This window comes from Neobacillus sp. BF23-41, from assembly GCF_041106275.1.
In genome coordinates this window covers 103559-120145 of sequence record NZ_JBGBPR010000009.1, presented here as the reverse complement: position 1 = coordinate 120145, position 16587 = coordinate 103559, and the positions used below count along the sequence as shown (strand labels likewise).

19 protein-coding genes are annotated in these 16587 nt (G+C 42.0%); 15 read left to right on the top strand and 4 right to left on the bottom strand.

Annotated elements, in window-relative coordinates; translation table 11 throughout:
* Window positions 1–44: 44 nt before the first annotated feature.
* The gene (locus AB7942_RS15415; protein WP_369447548.1) at window positions 45–374 is read right to left on the bottom strand and encodes an MGMT family protein; all 330 of its coding nucleotides are present in this window, start codon (window positions 372–374) and stop codon (window positions 45–47) included.
* A gap of 745 nt (window positions 375–1119) precedes the next feature.
* Between AB7942_RS15415 and spoIIID the strand changes: the two genes are divergently transcribed.
* The 5 genes from spoIIID (at window position 1120) to AB7942_RS15390 (ending at window position 4881) form a co-directional block, all read left to right on the top strand.
* Window positions 1120–1392: a sporulation transcriptional regulator SpoIIID gene (gene spoIIID, locus AB7942_RS15410; RefSeq protein ID WP_026568271.1), complete on the top strand. Its 273-nt coding sequence runs from the start codon at window positions 1120–1122 to the stop codon at window positions 1390–1392.
* Between the two features lie 195 nt (window positions 1393–1587).
* The gene (mreB, locus tag AB7942_RS15405) at window positions 1588–2589 is read left to right on the top strand and encodes a rod shape-determining protein (protein ID WP_369447547.1); all 1002 of its coding nucleotides are present in this window, start codon (window positions 1588–1590) and stop codon (window positions 2587–2589) included.
* 460 nt (window positions 2590–3049) lie between these two features.
* A complete protein-coding gene (locus AB7942_RS15400) occupies window positions 3050–3805 on the top strand; it encodes a DNA-directed RNA polymerase subunit beta (protein WP_369447546.1) in 756 nt (251 codons plus the stop codon).
* Window positions 3806–3897: 92 nt separating this feature from the next.
* Entirely contained in the window at window positions 3898–4332 is a 435-nt protein-coding gene (fabZ, locus tag AB7942_RS15395; protein WP_040207086.1) for a 3-hydroxyacyl-ACP dehydratase FabZ, read from the top strand.
* Window positions 4333–4530: 198 nt separating this feature from the next.
* On the top strand, window positions 4531–4881 hold the full coding sequence (locus AB7942_RS15390) for a hypothetical protein (protein WP_369447545.1): 351 nt from the start codon (window positions 4531–4533) through the stop codon (window positions 4879–4881).
* 39 nt (window positions 4882–4920) lie between these two features.
* On the opposite strand, the gene AB7942_RS15385 is transcribed toward AB7942_RS15390, so the two are convergent.
* On the bottom strand, window positions 4921–5358 hold the full coding sequence (locus tag AB7942_RS15385; protein ID WP_369447544.1) for a YwpF family protein: 438 nt from the start codon (window positions 5356–5358) through the stop codon (window positions 4921–4923).
* Between the two features lie 246 nt (window positions 5359–5604).
* Here AB7942_RS15385 and ssb point away from each other — a divergent pair, with 246 nt between their 5' ends.
* The gene (gene ssb / locus AB7942_RS15380; protein WP_088090143.1) at window positions 5605–5976 is read left to right on the top strand and encodes a single-stranded DNA-binding protein; all 372 of its coding nucleotides are present in this window, start codon (window positions 5605–5607) and stop codon (window positions 5974–5976) included.
* Window positions 5966–6193, top strand: coding sequence for a hypothetical protein (locus AB7942_RS15375; protein WP_098932424.1), 228 nt, complete (start codon window positions 5966–5968; stop codon window positions 6191–6193). The genes ssb and AB7942_RS15375 overlap by 11 nt, the downstream gene beginning before the upstream one ends.
* A 503-nt stretch (window positions 6194–6696) precedes the next feature.
* On the opposite strand, the gene AB7942_RS15370 is transcribed toward AB7942_RS15375, so the two are convergent.
* Complete coding sequence (locus tag AB7942_RS15370; RefSeq protein ID WP_369447543.1) at window positions 6697–6909, bottom strand: helix-turn-helix domain-containing protein; 213 nt, start codon at window positions 6907–6909, stop codon at window positions 6697–6699.
* A 208-nt stretch (window positions 6910–7117) separates the two neighbouring features.
* Between AB7942_RS15370 and AB7942_RS15365 the strand changes: the two genes are divergently transcribed.
* From AB7942_RS15365 to AB7942_RS15345, 5 genes are all read left to right on the top strand, one after another.
* Window positions 7118–7534, top strand: a complete 417-nt coding sequence (locus AB7942_RS15365; RefSeq protein ID WP_335437751.1) for a hypothetical protein — start codon at window positions 7118–7120, stop codon at window positions 7532–7534.
* 587 nt (window positions 7535–8121) lie between these two features.
* Window positions 8122–9270, top strand: coding sequence for a 3D domain-containing protein (locus AB7942_RS15360; protein ID WP_369447542.1), 1149 nt, complete (start codon window positions 8122–8124; stop codon window positions 9268–9270).
* Between the two features lie 275 nt (window positions 9271–9545).
* Window positions 9546–11231 (top strand): hypothetical protein, encoded by a 1686-nt coding sequence (locus AB7942_RS15355; RefSeq protein WP_369447541.1) that lies wholly within the window; start codon window positions 9546–9548, stop codon window positions 11229–11231.
* Between the two features lie 47 nt (window positions 11232–11278).
* Window positions 11279–11566, top strand: coding sequence for a glycosyl hydrolase family 28-related protein (locus tag AB7942_RS15350; protein WP_369447540.1), 288 nt, complete (start codon window positions 11279–11281; stop codon window positions 11564–11566).
* A 222-nt stretch (window positions 11567–11788) separates the two neighbouring features.
* Window positions 11789–12313, top strand: coding sequence for a hypothetical protein (locus AB7942_RS15345; protein ID WP_369447539.1), 525 nt, complete (start codon window positions 11789–11791; stop codon window positions 12311–12313).
* 195 nt (window positions 12314–12508) lie between these two features.
* On the opposite strand, the gene AB7942_RS15340 is transcribed toward AB7942_RS15345, so the two are convergent.
* Window positions 12509–12880 carry a winged helix-turn-helix transcriptional regulator gene (locus AB7942_RS15340; RefSeq protein ID WP_098932429.1) on the bottom strand — a complete coding sequence of 124 codons (372 nt, stop codon included), beginning with the start codon at window positions 12878–12880 and terminating at the stop codon, window positions 12509–12511.
* A gap of 178 nt (window positions 12881–13058) precedes the next feature.
* On the opposite strand from AB7942_RS15340, the gene AB7942_RS15335 reads away from it, so the two are divergent.
* From AB7942_RS15335 to AB7942_RS15325, 3 genes are all read left to right on the top strand, one after another.
* Window positions 13059–14264, top strand: a complete 1206-nt coding sequence (locus tag AB7942_RS15335; RefSeq protein WP_369447538.1) for an MFS transporter — start codon at window positions 13059–13061, stop codon at window positions 14262–14264.
* Window positions 14265–14580: 316 nt separating this feature from the next.
* Complete coding sequence (locus AB7942_RS15330; protein WP_369447537.1) at window positions 14581–15405, top strand: aldo/keto reductase; 825 nt, start codon at window positions 14581–14583, stop codon at window positions 15403–15405.
* A 377-nt stretch (window positions 15406–15782) separates the two neighbouring features.
* Complete coding sequence (locus AB7942_RS15325) at window positions 15783–16556, top strand: class I SAM-dependent methyltransferase (RefSeq protein WP_369447536.1); 774 nt, start codon at window positions 15783–15785, stop codon at window positions 16554–16556.
* The last annotated feature ends 31 nt before the right edge of the window (window positions 16557–16587 follow it).

Sequence of the window (16587 nt, the reverse complement as noted above, 5' to 3'; positions counted from 1 at the left end):
TAGTAAAGTGGGAAAGGGGCTGATGGATGCCCCTTTCTTTTTCGTTAGGTTACTTCAGAGGGAGGAAGGGAAGGCTTCCACTGATAACGCTCCAGATCAATGACTCCGTTTAGACCGATCTCCACGCCTTCTGCCTCTAACGACAGCCTTTGCTCATTGTAGGACTCGTCATCTTGGAGGGCGATTTGCCCCTTAGCGTTGATGACGCGGTGCCAGGGGAGGCGGTGCTTCTTGCTCATGGAATGGAGGGCGCGGACGACTTGGCGGGCAGCACGGGGGCTTCCAGCGAGCCCTGCGATCTGACCATAAGTCGCAACCTTGCCTTCAGGGATATTTCGAATAATTTCTATCACATTTTCCGTAAAAGGTGTCATCGTGATCGTCCTTTCAAAACGTACATATCAAAAAGGTATCAAAAATATAATAAATTGAACAATCCTTTTTGTAAAAAATTGCCCCAAATCATATTAAGTACGGGCTTTGGCATCCTATAATTAGCCCTCATTCCAATAATTATCGCCATTTTTGAATAATTTTCTCTCGACAAATTTCTCGGGAAATAAATGCTAAGATTGTGATATTTCCAGCCAAAAACCCTTATATCATGCGATTCTGGACGATTCTCCACGATTGTCGAAAATAAGTAAGAAGTCCAATTTTCAAAAAACTATGGAATAACATCTTGTCCCGATTGAGTATTTATAGCATAATCCCGTATCCAAGCTAATAAAATGATTACAAACCTTTACAAAGAGAGTGTTTGAGGTGAAGAGTCGTTTGAAATTAGCGGATATTCAGTCGGGGACATGATTATTCATCGTATAGTCAGAAGGTAAATTACTTTCTGCCGTCTGGTGCCTGACACTCATCAACGGAAGTGTCCTCCATCGGTGGACGAATGCCTTTTTATGGTGCCTGACACCAAAATGGTAACACCAGAATAGTAAAACCAAATAGTAAAACCAAAATGGTGATACCAAAATGGCACCAAAAATGACACCACCATGACACCAAAATTGATGACACCAAAACAGACACCAGAACGGAAGCAGAATTCGTCGAAGTGATAAGCGGGTCTCATTTCACACTACTCACATCCAATTTAGGGAGGGCGAGAGTGTGCACGATTACATCAAAGAGAGAACTATCAAGATTGGAAAGTATATCGTGGAGACGAGGAAAACGGTTCGCGTGATTGCGAAGGAGTTTGGCGTATCCAAAAGTACAGTCCATAAGGATCTAACTGAGAGACTTCCTGAGATTAATCCAGAGCTGGCAAATGAGGTTAAAGGTATTCTAGATTATCATAAATCGATCCGTCATCTCCGGGGGGGAGAGGCAACGAAAATGAAATATCAAAAAGAAGAAAAGGAAGGCGAAGCTGTAAAATAGACCTCAGTTTCCGAATCATTCAAGCTGAGAAAACAAAATATTTCAAGGGCATTCTCTAGAATTCCTTAACTCGACATCCTTCTGCAAAATATACCATCTTTTCTTTTCTAAAAGTATGGAAATTTTAATGAGTATGGTACAATATACAATTAGGAAAAGTATGTGGATACCGTTTTAAGGAGGAAAGAAAAGAGAATGTTTGCAAGAGATATTGGGATTGATTTAGGTACGGCTAACGTGTTAATTCACGTCAAGGGCCGTGGAATCGTATTAAATGAGCCGTCCGTAGTGGCAATTGACAAAAATACAAATCGCGTACTTGCTGTTGGTGAAGAAGCCCGCCGTATGGTTGGTCGGACACCAGGTAACATTGTCGCGATCCGCCCATTAAAAGATGGCGTGATCGCTGACTTTGATGTGACAGAAGCAATGTTAAAGCATTTTATTAATAAGTTGAACGTAAAAGGATTTCTATCGAAGCCGCGCATTCTGATTTGCTGCCCAACGAATATTACAAGCGTTGAGCAAAAGGCGATCAAAGAAGCTGCAGAAAAAAGCGGCGGGAAAAAGATTTACTTAGAAGAAGAACCAAAGGTAGCTGCAATTGGTGCGGGAATGGACATTTTCCAACCGAGCGGAAATATGGTAGTGGACATCGGTGGAGGAACGACGGATGTGGCTGTTCTTTCAATGGGCGATATCGTGACTTCCTCCTCCATCAAAATGGCCGGCGACAAGTTCGACATGGAAATCCTCAACTACATCAAGCGCGAGTACAAACTGTTAATCGGTGAGCGCACAGCTGAAAATATTAAAATCAACATCGGGACAGTTTTCCCAGGATCACGCTCGGAAGAAATGGAAATCCGCGGCCGTGACATGGTTAGCGGCCTGCCGCGTACCATCTCTGTTCGTTCAGAAGAAATCGAAGGCTCCTTGCGTGAATCAGTGGCCGTTATCGTTCAGGCTGCAAAAAGCGTTCTTGAGCGCACACCGCCGGAACTATCGGCTGACATCATTGACCGTGGTGTGATTTTAACGGGTGGCGGAGCATTACTGCACGGCATCGACATGCTGTTAGCAGATGAATTAAAGGTTCCAGTCCTTGTCGCAGAAAATCCAATGGATTGTGTGGCAATTGGAACAGGAATTATGCTAGATAACATCGACAAGATTCAAAATCGGAAGTTTGGATGATTTTCTCTGAAAAATTGTCCTTTGCCTGCGAGTGGAAATTGGATAAACAGTTAATCACTTTGGTCCATTCTAGGTTTGCTGTTGTATGACATCATACCTTGGATACAAAAAGTCTAATGAAGCAGGCAGGACAAGCCTCGATCATTGGGCTTTTTTATTTGGGTTTGGAGGAATAATTTTGCAATAATACGCCTTAAAAAACAAAGAAGGCGACAAAAATTGAGCTATTTCTACGTTTATTGACTATTTCCTGTAAAAAGTTGATGAGTATTTTCAATTTATTTTTTATAATAGAGGTAATGAATTGGAAAAATTATTTTTTTAAAATTATAAATTGAATGACTCAGCAACATGAGTTGAACACAATTAATGGTTATAATATGTACTAACTCACTGAATCCGGGGTCAACCATGCCAGATAAAAACAAATGGACGGCTTCAGTTAAAGGGGAATTAAGGAATGTCAGTAAATAATTCAAACCATGAACAATATAGCACGAGAGAAGATTACAAGCGCGCTAAAGCCGAAGAGCTGCAACGGAAAAAGGACGCAGAGGATCGGTCCAAGGACGAAGCGCGGCAAATAAAGGACGCAGACAAACAGGCTAAGGACGAAGCGCGGCAAATAAAGGACGCAGAGAAACAGGCCAAGGATGCGGCGCGGCAAATAAAGGACGCAGAGAAACAGGCCAAGGATGCGGCGCGACAGATAAAGGAGTCGGAGAAACGTGCCAAGGACGAAGCACAACAAACGAAGGTCGTAGAGAAACAAGCGCCAACAAAGATTGTTGAGATACTAGCCAAGAACGTAGCAGGTAGTCTAAAGGGTTTAAAAAAGCCAGCCTTGAGAATCGCAAGAAAAACTCAGGATGCGGGTCAACAGGTAAAAACCAAACAGCCGCGTCAGAAAAGCGAGACGCCAGGGGTCAAAGAAACGAAAATAAACCCAACTCGTGAGGCCCAAAGGCCCAAGGAGTCAAACACCACGAACAGCGCAGGTAAGAATGCGGAGACAGAACCTGTTTCGTACCAACGTATCAGAATACGGCTCATTCCGATTTGGCTGCGGCTCGTTCTATTAGTAGTAATGGCCATCTTCTGTGTGACGGCAGGCGCTGTTGTCGGTTACGGCCTGCTTGGCGGCGGAAAAGTGGCAGAAGTTTTCCAAGAATCCACGTGGACACATATTATTGATTTAGTTCAAAAAGGAAAATAAATGGAGGAAGGGACGTAAATCCCTTCCTTTTTGTATACCTTAAGTAGTAGAATAGGAAATAGACACTTGTTACTAGTAGGAGGTACTAAATAATGCTCGATATCGAACAAATCAAAGAAATCATTCCACATCGCTACCCATTTTTGTTGGTCGATCGAATTTTAGAAGTGGAAGAAGGAAAAAGCGCCGTCGGGATTAAAAACGTCAGCGCCAATGAAGAATTTTTCAACGGACATTTCCCAGATTATCCAGTGATGCCTGGTGTGTTAATCGTGGAAGCACTGGCACAGGTTGGCGCTGTCGCTATGTTGAAAAAAGAAGAAAACCGCGGCCGCTTAGCCTTTTTTGCAGGAATTGATGGCTGTCGTTTTAAAAAACAAGTCAAGCCAGGCGACCAGCTTCGTCTTGAAGTCGAAATCGTACGCTTGCGCGGACCAATCGGCAAAGGAAAAGCCGTTGCAACTGTTGACGGCGAAGTTGCCTGCGAAGCGGAAATCACGTTTGCCTTAGGAGAGAAAAAAGAATAACCAAATGAAAGCGACCGGAGGATTCTGGTCGCTTTTTCGTATGCTATTATGTGGGCGCGCAAAAACATAGAAGCAGCAATGACCTTCAAATCATTTTTGTAAAAAAATGCTTGCTATCATTTGAAAGACGTCGGGAACCCTAAAAACAGACCAATAAAAGATGATAGGTCAAATTATGTTTGGAAGGGGTACATGATTTTGAAAAAAAAGTTATTTCTTTTGCTCGCAGGATCGATCTTATCTGCTGTGTTGTTAACAGGCTGTAATAACGACAATGATGACCAAAATCCACCACCACCGGCTGTAAATAATCCAGCAGACGTGAATAATCGAACAGATTTGAACAACCGAACAGATCTGAATAATCCAAATGGTATTAAATACGATGATGACAACATCGATTTAGACAACAGGAACAACCATTATCCAAACACAGAGGACAAGAATACCGATACCGACAAAGATCCAATTAAGGATAGCAACACCAAAAAAGAAGAAATAATCGAAGATGATATTGACAGGAATGACGCTGACAATAAAGATGAATAAGTAACAAAAAGGGACTGGCATCTGCCTGTCCCTTTGCTTCTATTTTATTTTGTTTTTTACTTTTAGTTTCGGTTTGCTTTTTATTTTATCCCTAAATTCGGTAAGAAGCGCGGAACCCTCAAGCCCTTTTTGGAGGAGACTTTCGAGCAGTAGTTCGGAGTAATCACTTTTGTTGCGGCGGATACTGCCTTCGAACAAAACGCTGATATGCTTTTCGAATTTAGTCAATGAACAAATTTTTGTTTGAAAATAAGCTGGAGCATTTTCCTTCTTGGTAATGACAGCTTCGACAATAATGTCGCGGTCTTGCTCGGAAATTTTTTTGAAATAATCATAGAGGGACAAATCTGTATACGCCTCAAGCAGCCATGTCGAGCGCTCGTCTTCCTTATTAAGAATCAAGCCATCCACCAACGGAACTTCAACTGAAGCATCATCTTCGACCACATCTAAAGAGTACAATTTAAAAGATTTCATCACAACCTCCTGATTTCTTTTTCCTAAATTATAACATAGGTTCGCTTAAAGCAAATGTCGAATAATATTTGTCGAAATTTCAAAGATCAATTTTCCTGCAAAAAAGGCCCTTCATTTTTGACAAAAACCCCCAAGAAAAACCGATTATTCTGCAATGATCAGCCTCTATAACTTCCTTTTCCTTGTTTTACAACCATCAGTCCAACGGGCTATGCTAGGACCATCAAACAAAAAGGAGATGAAAAAATGATCAATCAAGTCACATTGGTTGGCAGGTTGACGCGGGACCCGGAATTAAAAGAGACGACAGAAGGGACGCAAGTGTCTCATATCACTTTAGCAGTGACTCGTCACTATCGCAATCAAAACGGCGAAATTGAAGCAGATTTCGTTCAATGCACACTTTGGCGGAAAGCGGCAGAAAATACATGCAAGTATTGCCGTAAAGGTTCAGTCGTTGGGATCACCGGGAGATTGCAAACCCGGAACTACGATAACAAAGAGGGGAAAAGGGTGTATGTGACCGAGGTTATCGCCGAAACCGTCCGCTTTCTAAGCTCGAAGCCGCATGAAGCAGCGCCTGAGCCAAAAAAGGAGGAAATGACGATTGGGGTCTAACAATGAAATGGCCAGCAACCTCGAGCAATTATTGGAAAGCTTAATTAAGATGGTAGGAAATGCCAACAAAAACGTCGACAGCCTCCAAAGGCGCGTCTGCCAATTAGAATGGGCCATTAAGGAACAACAACATGAAATCAAGGAAAGAGACAACCTCATCAGAATTTACTCCTCACATCCACATGATTCTTCACAAAACATTCCTTTTCGTTTTTGAGTGATATTCAAAAATACGCCTTGGTTGCATCACGTTCAAGCTGCCAGGCGAATATTTTTAAAAAAATATCCCCGCAACTGCCTATTTATATAGAAAATCAAATACAGCTCCGTGTTTCATCTCCATTTTTCCGGCAGGTAATTGCCGGAATTTTTTTGTTGTCTACGGGTATAAAAATAATCAATCTGGATAAACTATAAAAAAAACCCCCCTGTTTTTTTAAAAAAGAAGCCGCTGAACTCGTCAGCGGCTTCTTTGATGTTTATACGTTTGTAAACTGCTTAAGCAGGAATACCTTTTTCTTAAAACTTATCCTTATGATGCTTACTCACTTTAATCTGGCTGATAAATGAATCAATATAAAAAGCTTTCCGTTTGGGTGGCATGAGATAAAGCTCTAATAAGGCCATTTTAAAATCAGGCTCTTTCTGAAGAAACTGGTTAATAATGAGCAGATCGTGATCGTCGCTGGTTTCCTTCGCGATGAATCCGGACCCCTCCGTTTAAGGCAGCAGCTGATCGAGCTCCTCCACCAAATATTCCTTATCGACCTGGTAAATTTCCGCAAATCGAACCACCGTCTGATAGTTGGGAATACTTCTACCCGTTTCGTAGCGACTTACTGTGGACCGATCCATCCTCATCATGTCGGCAAGCGTTTGCTGGGACCAGTTTCGGTTATCGCGCAATTTCCTTAATTTTTCCGATAAAGACATCTAATTCACCGCCATTAAAACAATTCATGGTTTTAACTTAACGGGAAAACAGAACATTAAGTTTGAATGTGTGAATTATTTGTGAAAAAAATGCACGATGTCGACAAAATATGGGCTGGCGGAAAATCGCAATAAAGGAAATTGGAAATTATCGTCGAATAATGATAGTTGGTGTAAATAATTGTAATATTGGGAGGTTCTTATTTTTGTGAAAAATAACTTAATCATATTTATTGGTAAGCAAAACAACAACCAAAAAGTCGAAATCAAAAGTAAACCCAGTTTTTTCGATGCATTACAACTTTCTACCCAGTCGCCCCATACAGCAGGAGATATTCCATACCAATCCATCCCGTTTTATAAAAAAGCAATCATTCCCATCCAAATCAATAATTCCAATATTCAAATCAGCTACCACCGTCACCGTCATTCGCTACAAATTGTTAAAGAAGATATCGATCTAACAGAAAAAGAAGTGTTCGAGCTCCTCAATCATTTTGCTATAAAAGAAGATAACAAAGTTTCCTTTTTAGCCGTATTCCCGAATAGTAAAAGAAGACTTAAAGGAGCGAGAAAAGCATCCATCCGCGCTGAGAGCAAGGAGTTAAAGGGAGAAGAGCGATAAATGGTATTTAATATGAGGTGCGCAAAAAACGAACAGAGAAGATTGGAAAATGCACTGGCAGCATAGAAAAGGTTCCGAAGATATATTCGGGACCTATTCTTGCTTTTGTCCATTATAAAGCCAGCGTTGAGCCCGGCTCAGGTAACTTTTATTCACTTATTTCAGTGGATCAACCTGATTTCGAGCTCTAAATCTTTTAAAATTACCATTTTTTATAAAAACCCAACAAAATAATTACCAGAAGAACAATATATCGGCCGCTTTCCAGATATATCGGCCTCTTTCAACAATATATCGCCCGCTATACTATTCCGCCCCAAAATTCCTTCAAAACCCACAAAAACTAAAAAGCCTGGCGCCCAGCCTGGCTCAGGTAACTGCTCACCCAGGCGACTGACACCAAAGTTCCACCGCCAAAAAAACCCACCCACAACTGACATTCCACCGCAAAAAGAGGACACTGTTATGACACAGGATTGACACTTTCACGTGTAATATGACAAAAAGTGATGTACTTTTAATATTTCTGTAACATTACTGGTACATTTATCTGGTATAAATAGAGTACTAAGGAGAGGAGAAAGCGTATGCAAACGACAAAAAAGCGTATCATTCTCGTGTTACTTACAATCATGCTATCAGTAACGGGGTCTATGGTTACATATGCACAAACAAGCAGTGAAGCCCTACATAATGCCAAGCAACAGCTGGAGCAGAAACAAAGAATAGTAGAGCAAAAAGCCCAAGAAAAGCAGACTGTTAATCAAGAGATAGAAAAAATTCAACAAGAATTGAACTCTCTTTACAGCGATATTACAAAGAACAAAGAAACAATGGCAAAAACGCAACAAAAAATAGACGCAACAAATCAACTCATTGAAAAAAAGAAACAAGAAATCGTCGTCCTAGAAGATAAAATCCTTGCACGTAAAGGGATTATGAAGCAGCGGGCCGTCGCACTTCAACAAAATGATAACGTCAATGTAATGATCAACCTATTCTTCGAGTCTGATAGTATCTCAGAATTTATCCAACGCGCGAGCGCCGTTTCGGCCCTGATGGATGCGGATAAAGATATCTTAGGTGCCCAGAAGGAAGACCTTCAAAAGATTGAAAATGATAAAAAAGAGATTGATAGACAAGAACAAATTTTATTAAAAGACCAAGAGGATCTTGAGAATCAACAAGCTCTACTTGATCAAAACATGCAAAAACGACAACAAACCTTAACCGTTATGCAACAAAAATACAGTCAAATCCTTAAGCAAATGGCGCTAGCCGAACAGGAAAAAGCCGGCGTTGAGTCACAAATGAAGGATATTCAAGCGAAAATCAAAAAAGAACAAGATGAGGCCAAAGCACGTACAACTGCAAAAATAACAAAAGCAGCGCCATCATCAGCTTCATCATCAGAAAACATCACAACAACAACAGCAGCAGCAACAACAAGTGGTAAGGAGATGTATGTTACCGCAACAGCATACAGCCCGGAAGAGTCCGGTTCCATTACCGCGCTCGGCTACAACATTCGTAAAAATCCGAATATGAAATTGATTGCCGTCGACCCTAGAGTCATTCCACTTGGTAAAAAAGTCTGGGTAGAAGGTTATGGCGTTGCCATCGCAGGTGACACAGGCGGCGCAATTAAGGGCCATAAAATCGACGTATTAGTGCCAAATAGAGCGAAAGCATTACAATGGGGTAGAAAGACCGTGAAAGTTATCGTTTTAAACTAAATCCGGCAATAATCTCAGCCATCAAAAAAGATCTAACAGCTAACTGTTAGGTCTTTTTTTTGAAATAGGATTCATATCGACCTCCGAACAACATAGGCTGGCTAATGGCTAAGCTAGCAACAGCGGCAATCACATGGTCCAAGGCAGTTTGCTCTTTAATAAATCCGGGGAAATCCAAATATTTTAATCCATTTCCACATTGCTGATTTTGTTATTATGAAATAAAATATATTCATAATGTCATAAATTAGAAGAATGGATAGGGATGGGGAACGATGATTGAATTAAAGCTGCGTTCGATTTTAAAGCAAGTTAAAAGTGAAAGTCCGCAAAAAAGACTGGAGGCATTTCAACAGCTTTCTGAATATAAGCATCAAGAAGGACTCGAGGTTCAAATCGATGTATTAATGGATATGATCAAGACCGCTGCGTCAAAATTTCCAGAGCGTGTAGATAATTGGGACAACCCATCATTTTATCTCATTGACTTTGTCTGTGATTTTCCGATGCCGGAAGTGGTGGAGGGACTCCTAAAGCATTTCGACGGTCTGGATGTACAGGCAAAAGAGCGGGCTATTGAAACGTTGCTAACAACTGAAGATGAAGAGATATTCTACGTGCTCGAAGAAAAAATAATTGGGTTAATCCAGACAGAGGATTTCTTTATTCCAGTTAAAGACCTAGAACCGTATCCGATGCTGATCAAGGGAATCCTTGATAAAACACTCGAGCATCTAAATACCAAACACTATAAATTCATGCTGTATGATTTGTTATTATCGCTAAACTCTTCCGGCTTAGAACAAGGCTATAAAAAGGAGGTAATCCTCCAGACCTTGCTCGAAGATTATCAGGCAGAGAAACAAGCTTACTTGAAATTTGATGCCGATTTTACAAGCAAATATGTGTACACTGCATGGAAGGATAGCTATTTTGTCCTTCGTTCGAGAATGCGATTGTTTATTAGCTTAATGGAATATTATTATTCAACAGACATGGGCGCCGAGCTAGAGCAGGCGATGTCTTTCCGTGATCCTTTTATTAAAACAGAAGCGCTGATCATATCCATCGCCAAAAACCTTCCATATAATCAAAACACACTAGTAGAGGTTTCAAATCAGATTGAAAGTGCAGAAATGGTTTATTGGGAATTGAAGGAAAGAAATCTGGAACATCTGTATCCAATCACTAAAGAAAAGCAGCCCCATTTGGCGAAATCTAGGCTTTTTTCGACAATTATCAACCTGCCAGAGGAAGAAGAAGGAGTCATCCGCTTTCCTGAAGACATTCAGATCATCGATAAAATCGATACAGAAAACACCTATGGCCAGCCAATCCGCTATTACTTATTGAGTTTCTTGCATATCGGGACCCGATATGCGGGCTGGGCAGGCGGCTATGCGCTCGAGGATGGCGACGATACGGCCGAACTATGGGACGGCAGCTACACTGATTTTGTCGAATTTGATAAAGCAAGCATCGAAGAACACAAAGCTGCTTTTTTCAAAAAAAGAGCAGAGGAAAAACAAGAACATGAAACCAGTGTCTATTTTGAAAGTTCACCACGGCTCAGCAAAGGTGCCTGGTTCTTTCTTGGCCTCGCGGTTGTTAACTGGATTAGAGAGGCTGTCGGAGGATTTTCAGAAGACTCGATTCCTTACTTGATTGTACTAACCGTTATCGGCGGTGCTGTGTGTCTATATGAACTTACAAGAAATAAGAAAAGAGCCATCCAAGTCGTCGGCCGGCAGCTTGTGATGAAGGACGGATCCAAACAGCATGAGATCGGAATACACGAAATCAAAAAGGTTGAATACAACAAAAAGCATGTTCTCGTCTACGACAAGAAAAACGAACTTGCGTTTAAATTCCCGCTCCGCTGGGTCCGATACGACCTGTTTTACGTTCACATGATGGAGCATACCGACCATCTAAAAGACCGGCCATTTATACAATCATAAACAGCTTGCCTAAGTCGTATAAAATCTCTATAAAAAAGGAGCGTAAAATGAAAAAAGTTACTCTATTAATTTTATTTTCACTAACGCTCCTTTCATTCTATATCGTTACCAAACAGGTGAACAATCCTTCGGGGTCCAGTGTGAAGAATTATGGGGCAAAAGGTGATGGATTAACCGATGATACAAAATCTTTCCAAAAGGCAATCGATACCGTTGCAAAAAATGGCGGGGGCGATGTGAACATACCTGCTGGAGCCTATATTTTGCAGCCGATTTTTGTAAAATCAAATGTGAATCTAGTGGGTGAGAATCGCGATACGGTTACTCTAAATTAAGATATTTAATAACATGAGTAAATCATCCGTCGGTCGTCCAGCTCTGCACTTCGAACCTTGGGAAAAAATAAACCTATATGATGCGAAAATTTTCAATAACACATTTGAAACGAACGCAGCCGAACCTATACCATCCAAATAGAAGGAACGAAGGGAGCAGGGAATTATTATCATGATATAGAGTTTTATGATAACAAGGTAAAAGGCAGAAATGGAAAGTTCATGATCAAAGAAACAAAGGATGCCAAAATCCACGATAATACATTCTTAGTGCAAGAAATGTACGTATTGTTTAAAAACGCTGGTCTGGGGATTTCTAACAATACGATCGATACTCAGAATGGAATGGTCATCGAGGGACATTTAGGAGCTTCCGTTGGGACAAACATATCCAAAAATAACGTAACAACCACTGGTAATGGGATAACCATTAAAACTAGTGCAAAAAATACAGAATTCACAGGAAACACAATTTCCGGAACAGGTAAAGGTAAAGCCGTTTATTTATGGGCAAAAGGTCCCGATATTAAAAACACATCATTTGAAAAGAACACCTTCAATACCTTCAAACGTGGAATTGAAACAGCCTCCTATAAACGTTTTATCATCGATGGGCTAACTATTAAAGGAAACACATTTGAAAACATAAAAGGGAAGTCAGTTAACACAACAAAAGAGTCTAGCCGGAACGTTACCGTTGGAGAGAACAAATATAATAACGCAGGGGCAGTTTATGTAGAAAAATAAACCTGTGCATGAGTAAACCATGATTGGTGCCTGACACCGGAAAACACTATTGGCAGTGGACGTAGATCACAAACTGTGCCTGACGCCAAAAACACTATTGCCACTAGACCCATATCACAAACGGTGCCTGACACCAAAAACAATATTGTCACAAGACCCATATCACTAATGGTGCCTGACACCAATAAAAACCATCTATTTCAGATGATCATTCAATACATTTTCCTCCAGGACAGAAAACTTATCCCCGTAGACCCTCGTAATATGATTCTCGCCCCATGTACAAAGCGAATTCAGAATCCCCTCTAAGCTCCGGCCATACTCACTCAGCTCATACTCAACCTTCGGCGGAATCTGATTATAAATAATCCGATTAATCACGCCATCCTCCTCCAACTCCCGCAGCTGCTGCGTCAGCATCTTCTGCGTAATATTCGGCATCAACCGCTTCAATTCACTCGTCCGCTTTTTCCCATGCGTCAAATGGCAGAGAATTACACACTTCCATTTCCCCCCAATCACCTCAAGCGTCGCTTCCACCGATATATTGTATTTCTTCTTCTCCATTACACATCTTCCTCCTCATTCAGACAGGCACCGAAAAGTACCTACCGCACCAAAAGGTACCTATATCACTTTAAAGTGCGTACTTCCTAATATTCCTCATATATCCCATAATAACATTTGCCGGATGAAAACAATCATACCCTTTTAAATAAACCTACACAAATGAGGAGGAAAAATCATGCCTTTAAATAAACAGCAAAGCACACTCGCACTATTGGCCCTAGCCGTCAGCGCCTTCGCGATCGGAACAACCGAATTCATCAGTGTCGGCCTGCTGCCGCTCATCGCCAAAGATTTGCATATACCCGTCACAACGGCCGGACTAACCGTCTCCCTATACGCCCTTGGGGTCACATTCGGAGCGCCAGTCCTAACATCACTGACATCGCGCATGTCACGCAAAACCTTATTACTATGGATCATGATCGTCTTCATCATCGGTAACAGTATCGCCGCAACCGCAACAAGCATCAGCGTCCTACTTGTTGCACGAGTGATTTCCGCACTGTCGCACGGCGTCTTCATGTCGATCGGCTCCACCATCGCCGCCGACCTCGTCCCGGCCAACCGCCGCGCCAGCGCCATATCCATCATGTTCTCCGGCCTCACCGTCGCCACCGTCACCGGCGTGCCATTCGGAACATTCATTGGCCAACAATATGGCTGGAGACTCGCCTTCGTCATCATCATCGTCGTAGGTATCATCGGCTTCATCGCCAACTGGATTCTCATTCCTTCTTTTTTGAAAAAAGGAACCCAGACAAGCGTTCGAGACCAATTCAAGCTCCTAACCAATGGCCGGCTCTTACTTCTATTCACAATCACGGCACTGGGGTATGGCGGCACATTTGTTGTCTTTACTTATTTGTCACCATTACTACAGGAAATAACCGGCTTTAAAGAAGGCTCAATCGCAATAATTTTACTAGCCTACGGATTAGCGATCGCGGTGGGCAATATGGTGGGAGGGAAGCTATCGAACCGCAATCCGATTGGATCCCTATTCTATATGTTTATCGTTCAAGCCGTTGTTCTCTTTGTCTTGATGTTCACGGCACAATTCAAAATCGCAGGCCTCATCACGATTATATTTATGGGATTGCTCGCCTTTATGAACGTACCAGGACTGCAAGTATACGTCGTCATTCTCGCGGAACGCTACGTCCCGAGTGCCGTCGATGTCGCATCCGCCCTCAACATCGCCGCCTTTAACGCTGGAATCGCCATCGGTTCCTATCTAGGCGGCACCATCACCGACACACTTGGCCTCATCCACACCACCTGGATCGGAGCCTTAATGGTTCTCGCAGCAGCCATTCTAACAGGATGGAGTCGAGCGTTGGAACGGAGAGTCCAACCAGTTTTATTAGAAGAAGCTTGCTAAAGCCATAATAATTAAAAGCACGTAGCAAAAATATAGATTCGCTGAAAAAATCGTGTTTCCGCTGATAAATGACTTAGTTTCGCTGATAAAATTTATTTATCGCTGATAAAATCGGTTTATCGCTGATAAAAGGAAATTTTCCGCTGATATATCTTAAAATCGGTTGACGGGGTGTAATTTTATCCTAAATTTAAGCGGCTAAGGCGTTGAAAAGTAGTAAAAAGCAGTAATCTTTTCGAAAATATCCTTACAGAACATGTAAAACGATCTTGCTAGGTTAAAATAACAACTTTTATATCTCGAGGAGGAACATTAGATGAATTTACAAAGTACAACAACATTAAATAATGGGGTAAAAATGCCTTGGTTCGGACTTGGCGTCTTTAAAGTAGAGGAAGGACCGGAGCTCGTGAACGCGGTGAAAACGGCGATCCAACATGGCTACCGCAGCATTGATACAGCGGCCATCTATGAAAACGAAGAGGGCGTCGGACAAGGAATTAAGGAATCTGGGATCGCCAGAGAAGACCTATTCGTCACCTCAAAGGTTTGGAATGCCGACCTTGGCTACGAATCCACATTAGCGGCCTATCAAACAAGCCTAGATAAACTAGGTTTAGAGTACTTGGACCTCTATCTGATTCATTGGCCTGTGGCGGGCAAATACAAGGAGGCGTGGCGAGCATTAGAGACGCTTTATAAAGAAGGGCGCGTACGTGCGATTGGGGTAAGTAATTTCCAAGTGCACCACCTTGAAGACCTGATGAAAGATGCAGAGGTCAAGCCGATGGTAAACCAAGTCGAATACCATCCGCGCTTAACCCAAAATGAAGTCCAAGCATTCTGCCGCGAACAGGGAATTCAGATGGAAGCCTGGTCGCCATTAATGCAAGGCCAATTATTAGACAATGAAGGATTGGCAGCAATCGCCGCAAAATACAAGAAATCAGTCGCCCAAATCATCTTGCGCTGGGATCTGCAAAACAGCGTCATCACCATTCCAAAATCAACAAAAGAACACCGAATCATCGAAAACTCACAAGTATTCGACTTTGAGCTAACACAAGAAGACATGCACCAAATCAACAACCTAAACCAAAACCACCGCGTCGGCCCAGACCCCGACAACTTTGACTTTTAAAATTACCTTTGGTGTCATCACTGGTGTAACATTTTTGGTGTCATCTATGGTGTCATTTTGGTGTCAGGCACCGTCCGTGGACAAATGCACTTATTTGTCCATCTCGAGTGGAAAGACCAATCTTGCTATGAGATTGGTCTTTTTTCTATTCTTTCATTTACCGTCCAAGGCAAAAATCAGGTCGTGCATAAATGGAGAGCCGTTTCATATACCACTCAAAGAAAAAAACCGCTTCGACGGTAAATGGAGGGAGCTAATAATAATGGTGTCAGGCACCATTCGTGGACATTTGTACTTGCACAAGGGACAACTAGCAACAAATTTTTCCAGACCTTTGTTATAATGTTTAGCAAAGTACCAAAAAGGGGTTGGGAAGGATGGCTAATGGAGTTCAGGAAGATAGTTGGAATGCCAATTTATATGATAAGAAGCATTCTTTTGTTTCTCAATTTGGAGGGGATTTGGTCCAATTGCTAGAACCGCAGTCAGGTGAAAAGATTCTTGATCTTGGCTGCGGAACAGGGGATCTAGCCAACCAACTGAATCAACTGGGCGTCGATATTATTGGGATTGATAAATCCGAAAACATGATCCAGCAAGCACAAAAAAAGTACCCGGGTCTCACCTTTAAGGTACAGGACGCTGTGAATATGGGGTACACCAACGAGTTTGATGCAGTTTTCTCTAATGCTACACTACATTGGATTAAAACTCCGAAACAGACTCTACAGTCCATCTATAATGCCTTAAAACCTGGGGGCAGATATGTCGCTGAATTCGGAGGGAAAGGCAATGTCCAGAAAATTACCGACTCAATCATTAACCAATTAGGCGAGCAGGGAATCGAGTATAAATCAGAGAAGTTCCCTTGGTATTACCCAAGCATTGGCGAATACACATCCATAATGGAACAAGTGGGATTTCATGTCACCCACGCCCAACATTTTGATCGGCCGACGCCTTTATCTGGAGAGCAAGGCTTAAGAAATTGGATCGAGATGTTCGCCACCAGCATGTTCGAAGGTGTGACAAGCGACACCAAAGAGTTAATCATCACGAGAGTCGAAAAAAACTTAAGAGAAGTCTTATTCCAAAACGGTGAGTGGATCGCGGATTATAAGCGGATTCGTGTGCTGGGGACGAAAGTGTGATCAGAGGGACCATAATGGGTCCTTCTTTTGG

What these genes read in the sequence shown, in the direction of transcription:
- AB7942_RS15385 (WP_369447544.1), bottom strand. Translation starts at nt 5,358, where the DNA reads ATGAAATCTTTTAAATTGTACTCTTTAGATGTGGTCGAAGATGATGCT.
- AB7942_RS15330 (WP_369447537.1), top strand. Translation starts at nt 14,581, where the DNA reads ATGAATTTACAAAGTACAACAACATTAAATAATGGGGTAAAAATGCCT.
- AB7942_RS15345 (WP_369447539.1), top strand. Translation starts at nt 11,789, where the DNA reads ATGATCAAAGAAACAAAGGATGCCAAAATCCACGATAATACATTCTTA.
- mreB (WP_369447547.1), top strand. Translation starts at nt 1,588, where the DNA reads ATGTTTGCAAGAGATATTGGGATTGATTTAGGTACGGCTAACGTGTTA.
- AB7942_RS15325 (WP_369447536.1), top strand. Translation starts at nt 15,783, where the DNA reads ATGGCTAATGGAGTTCAGGAAGATAGTTGGAATGCCAATTTATATGAT.
- AB7942_RS15370 (WP_369447543.1), bottom strand. Translation starts at nt 6,909, where the DNA reads ATGTCTTTATCGGAAAAATTAAGGAAATTGCGCGATAACCGAAACTGG.
- AB7942_RS15415 (WP_369447548.1), bottom strand. Translation starts at nt 374, where the DNA reads ATGACACCTTTTACGGAAAATGTGATAGAAATTATTCGAAATATCCCT.
- AB7942_RS15335 (WP_369447538.1), top strand. Translation starts at nt 13,059, where the DNA reads ATGCCTTTAAATAAACAGCAAAGCACACTCGCACTATTGGCCCTAGCC.
- ssb (WP_088090143.1), top strand. Translation starts at nt 5,605, where the DNA reads ATGATCAATCAAGTCACATTGGTTGGCAGGTTGACGCGGGACCCGGAA.
- AB7942_RS15350 (WP_369447540.1), top strand. Translation starts at nt 11,279, where the DNA reads ATGAAAAAAGTTACTCTATTAATTTTATTTTCACTAACGCTCCTTTCA.
- AB7942_RS15360 (WP_369447542.1), top strand. Translation starts at nt 8,122, where the DNA reads ATGCAAACGACAAAAAAGCGTATCATTCTCGTGTTACTTACAATCATG.
- AB7942_RS15340 (WP_098932429.1), bottom strand. Translation starts at nt 12,880, where the DNA reads ATGGAGAAGAAGAAATACAATATATCGGTGGAAGCGACGCTTGAGGTG.
- fabZ (WP_040207086.1), top strand. Translation starts at nt 3,898, where the DNA reads ATGCTCGATATCGAACAAATCAAAGAAATCATTCCACATCGCTACCCA.
- AB7942_RS15400 (WP_369447546.1), top strand. Translation starts at nt 3,050, where the DNA reads ATGTCAGTAAATAATTCAAACCATGAACAATATAGCACGAGAGAAGAT.
- AB7942_RS15355 (WP_369447541.1), top strand. Translation starts at nt 9,546, where the DNA reads ATGATTGAATTAAAGCTGCGTTCGATTTTAAAGCAAGTTAAAAGTGAA.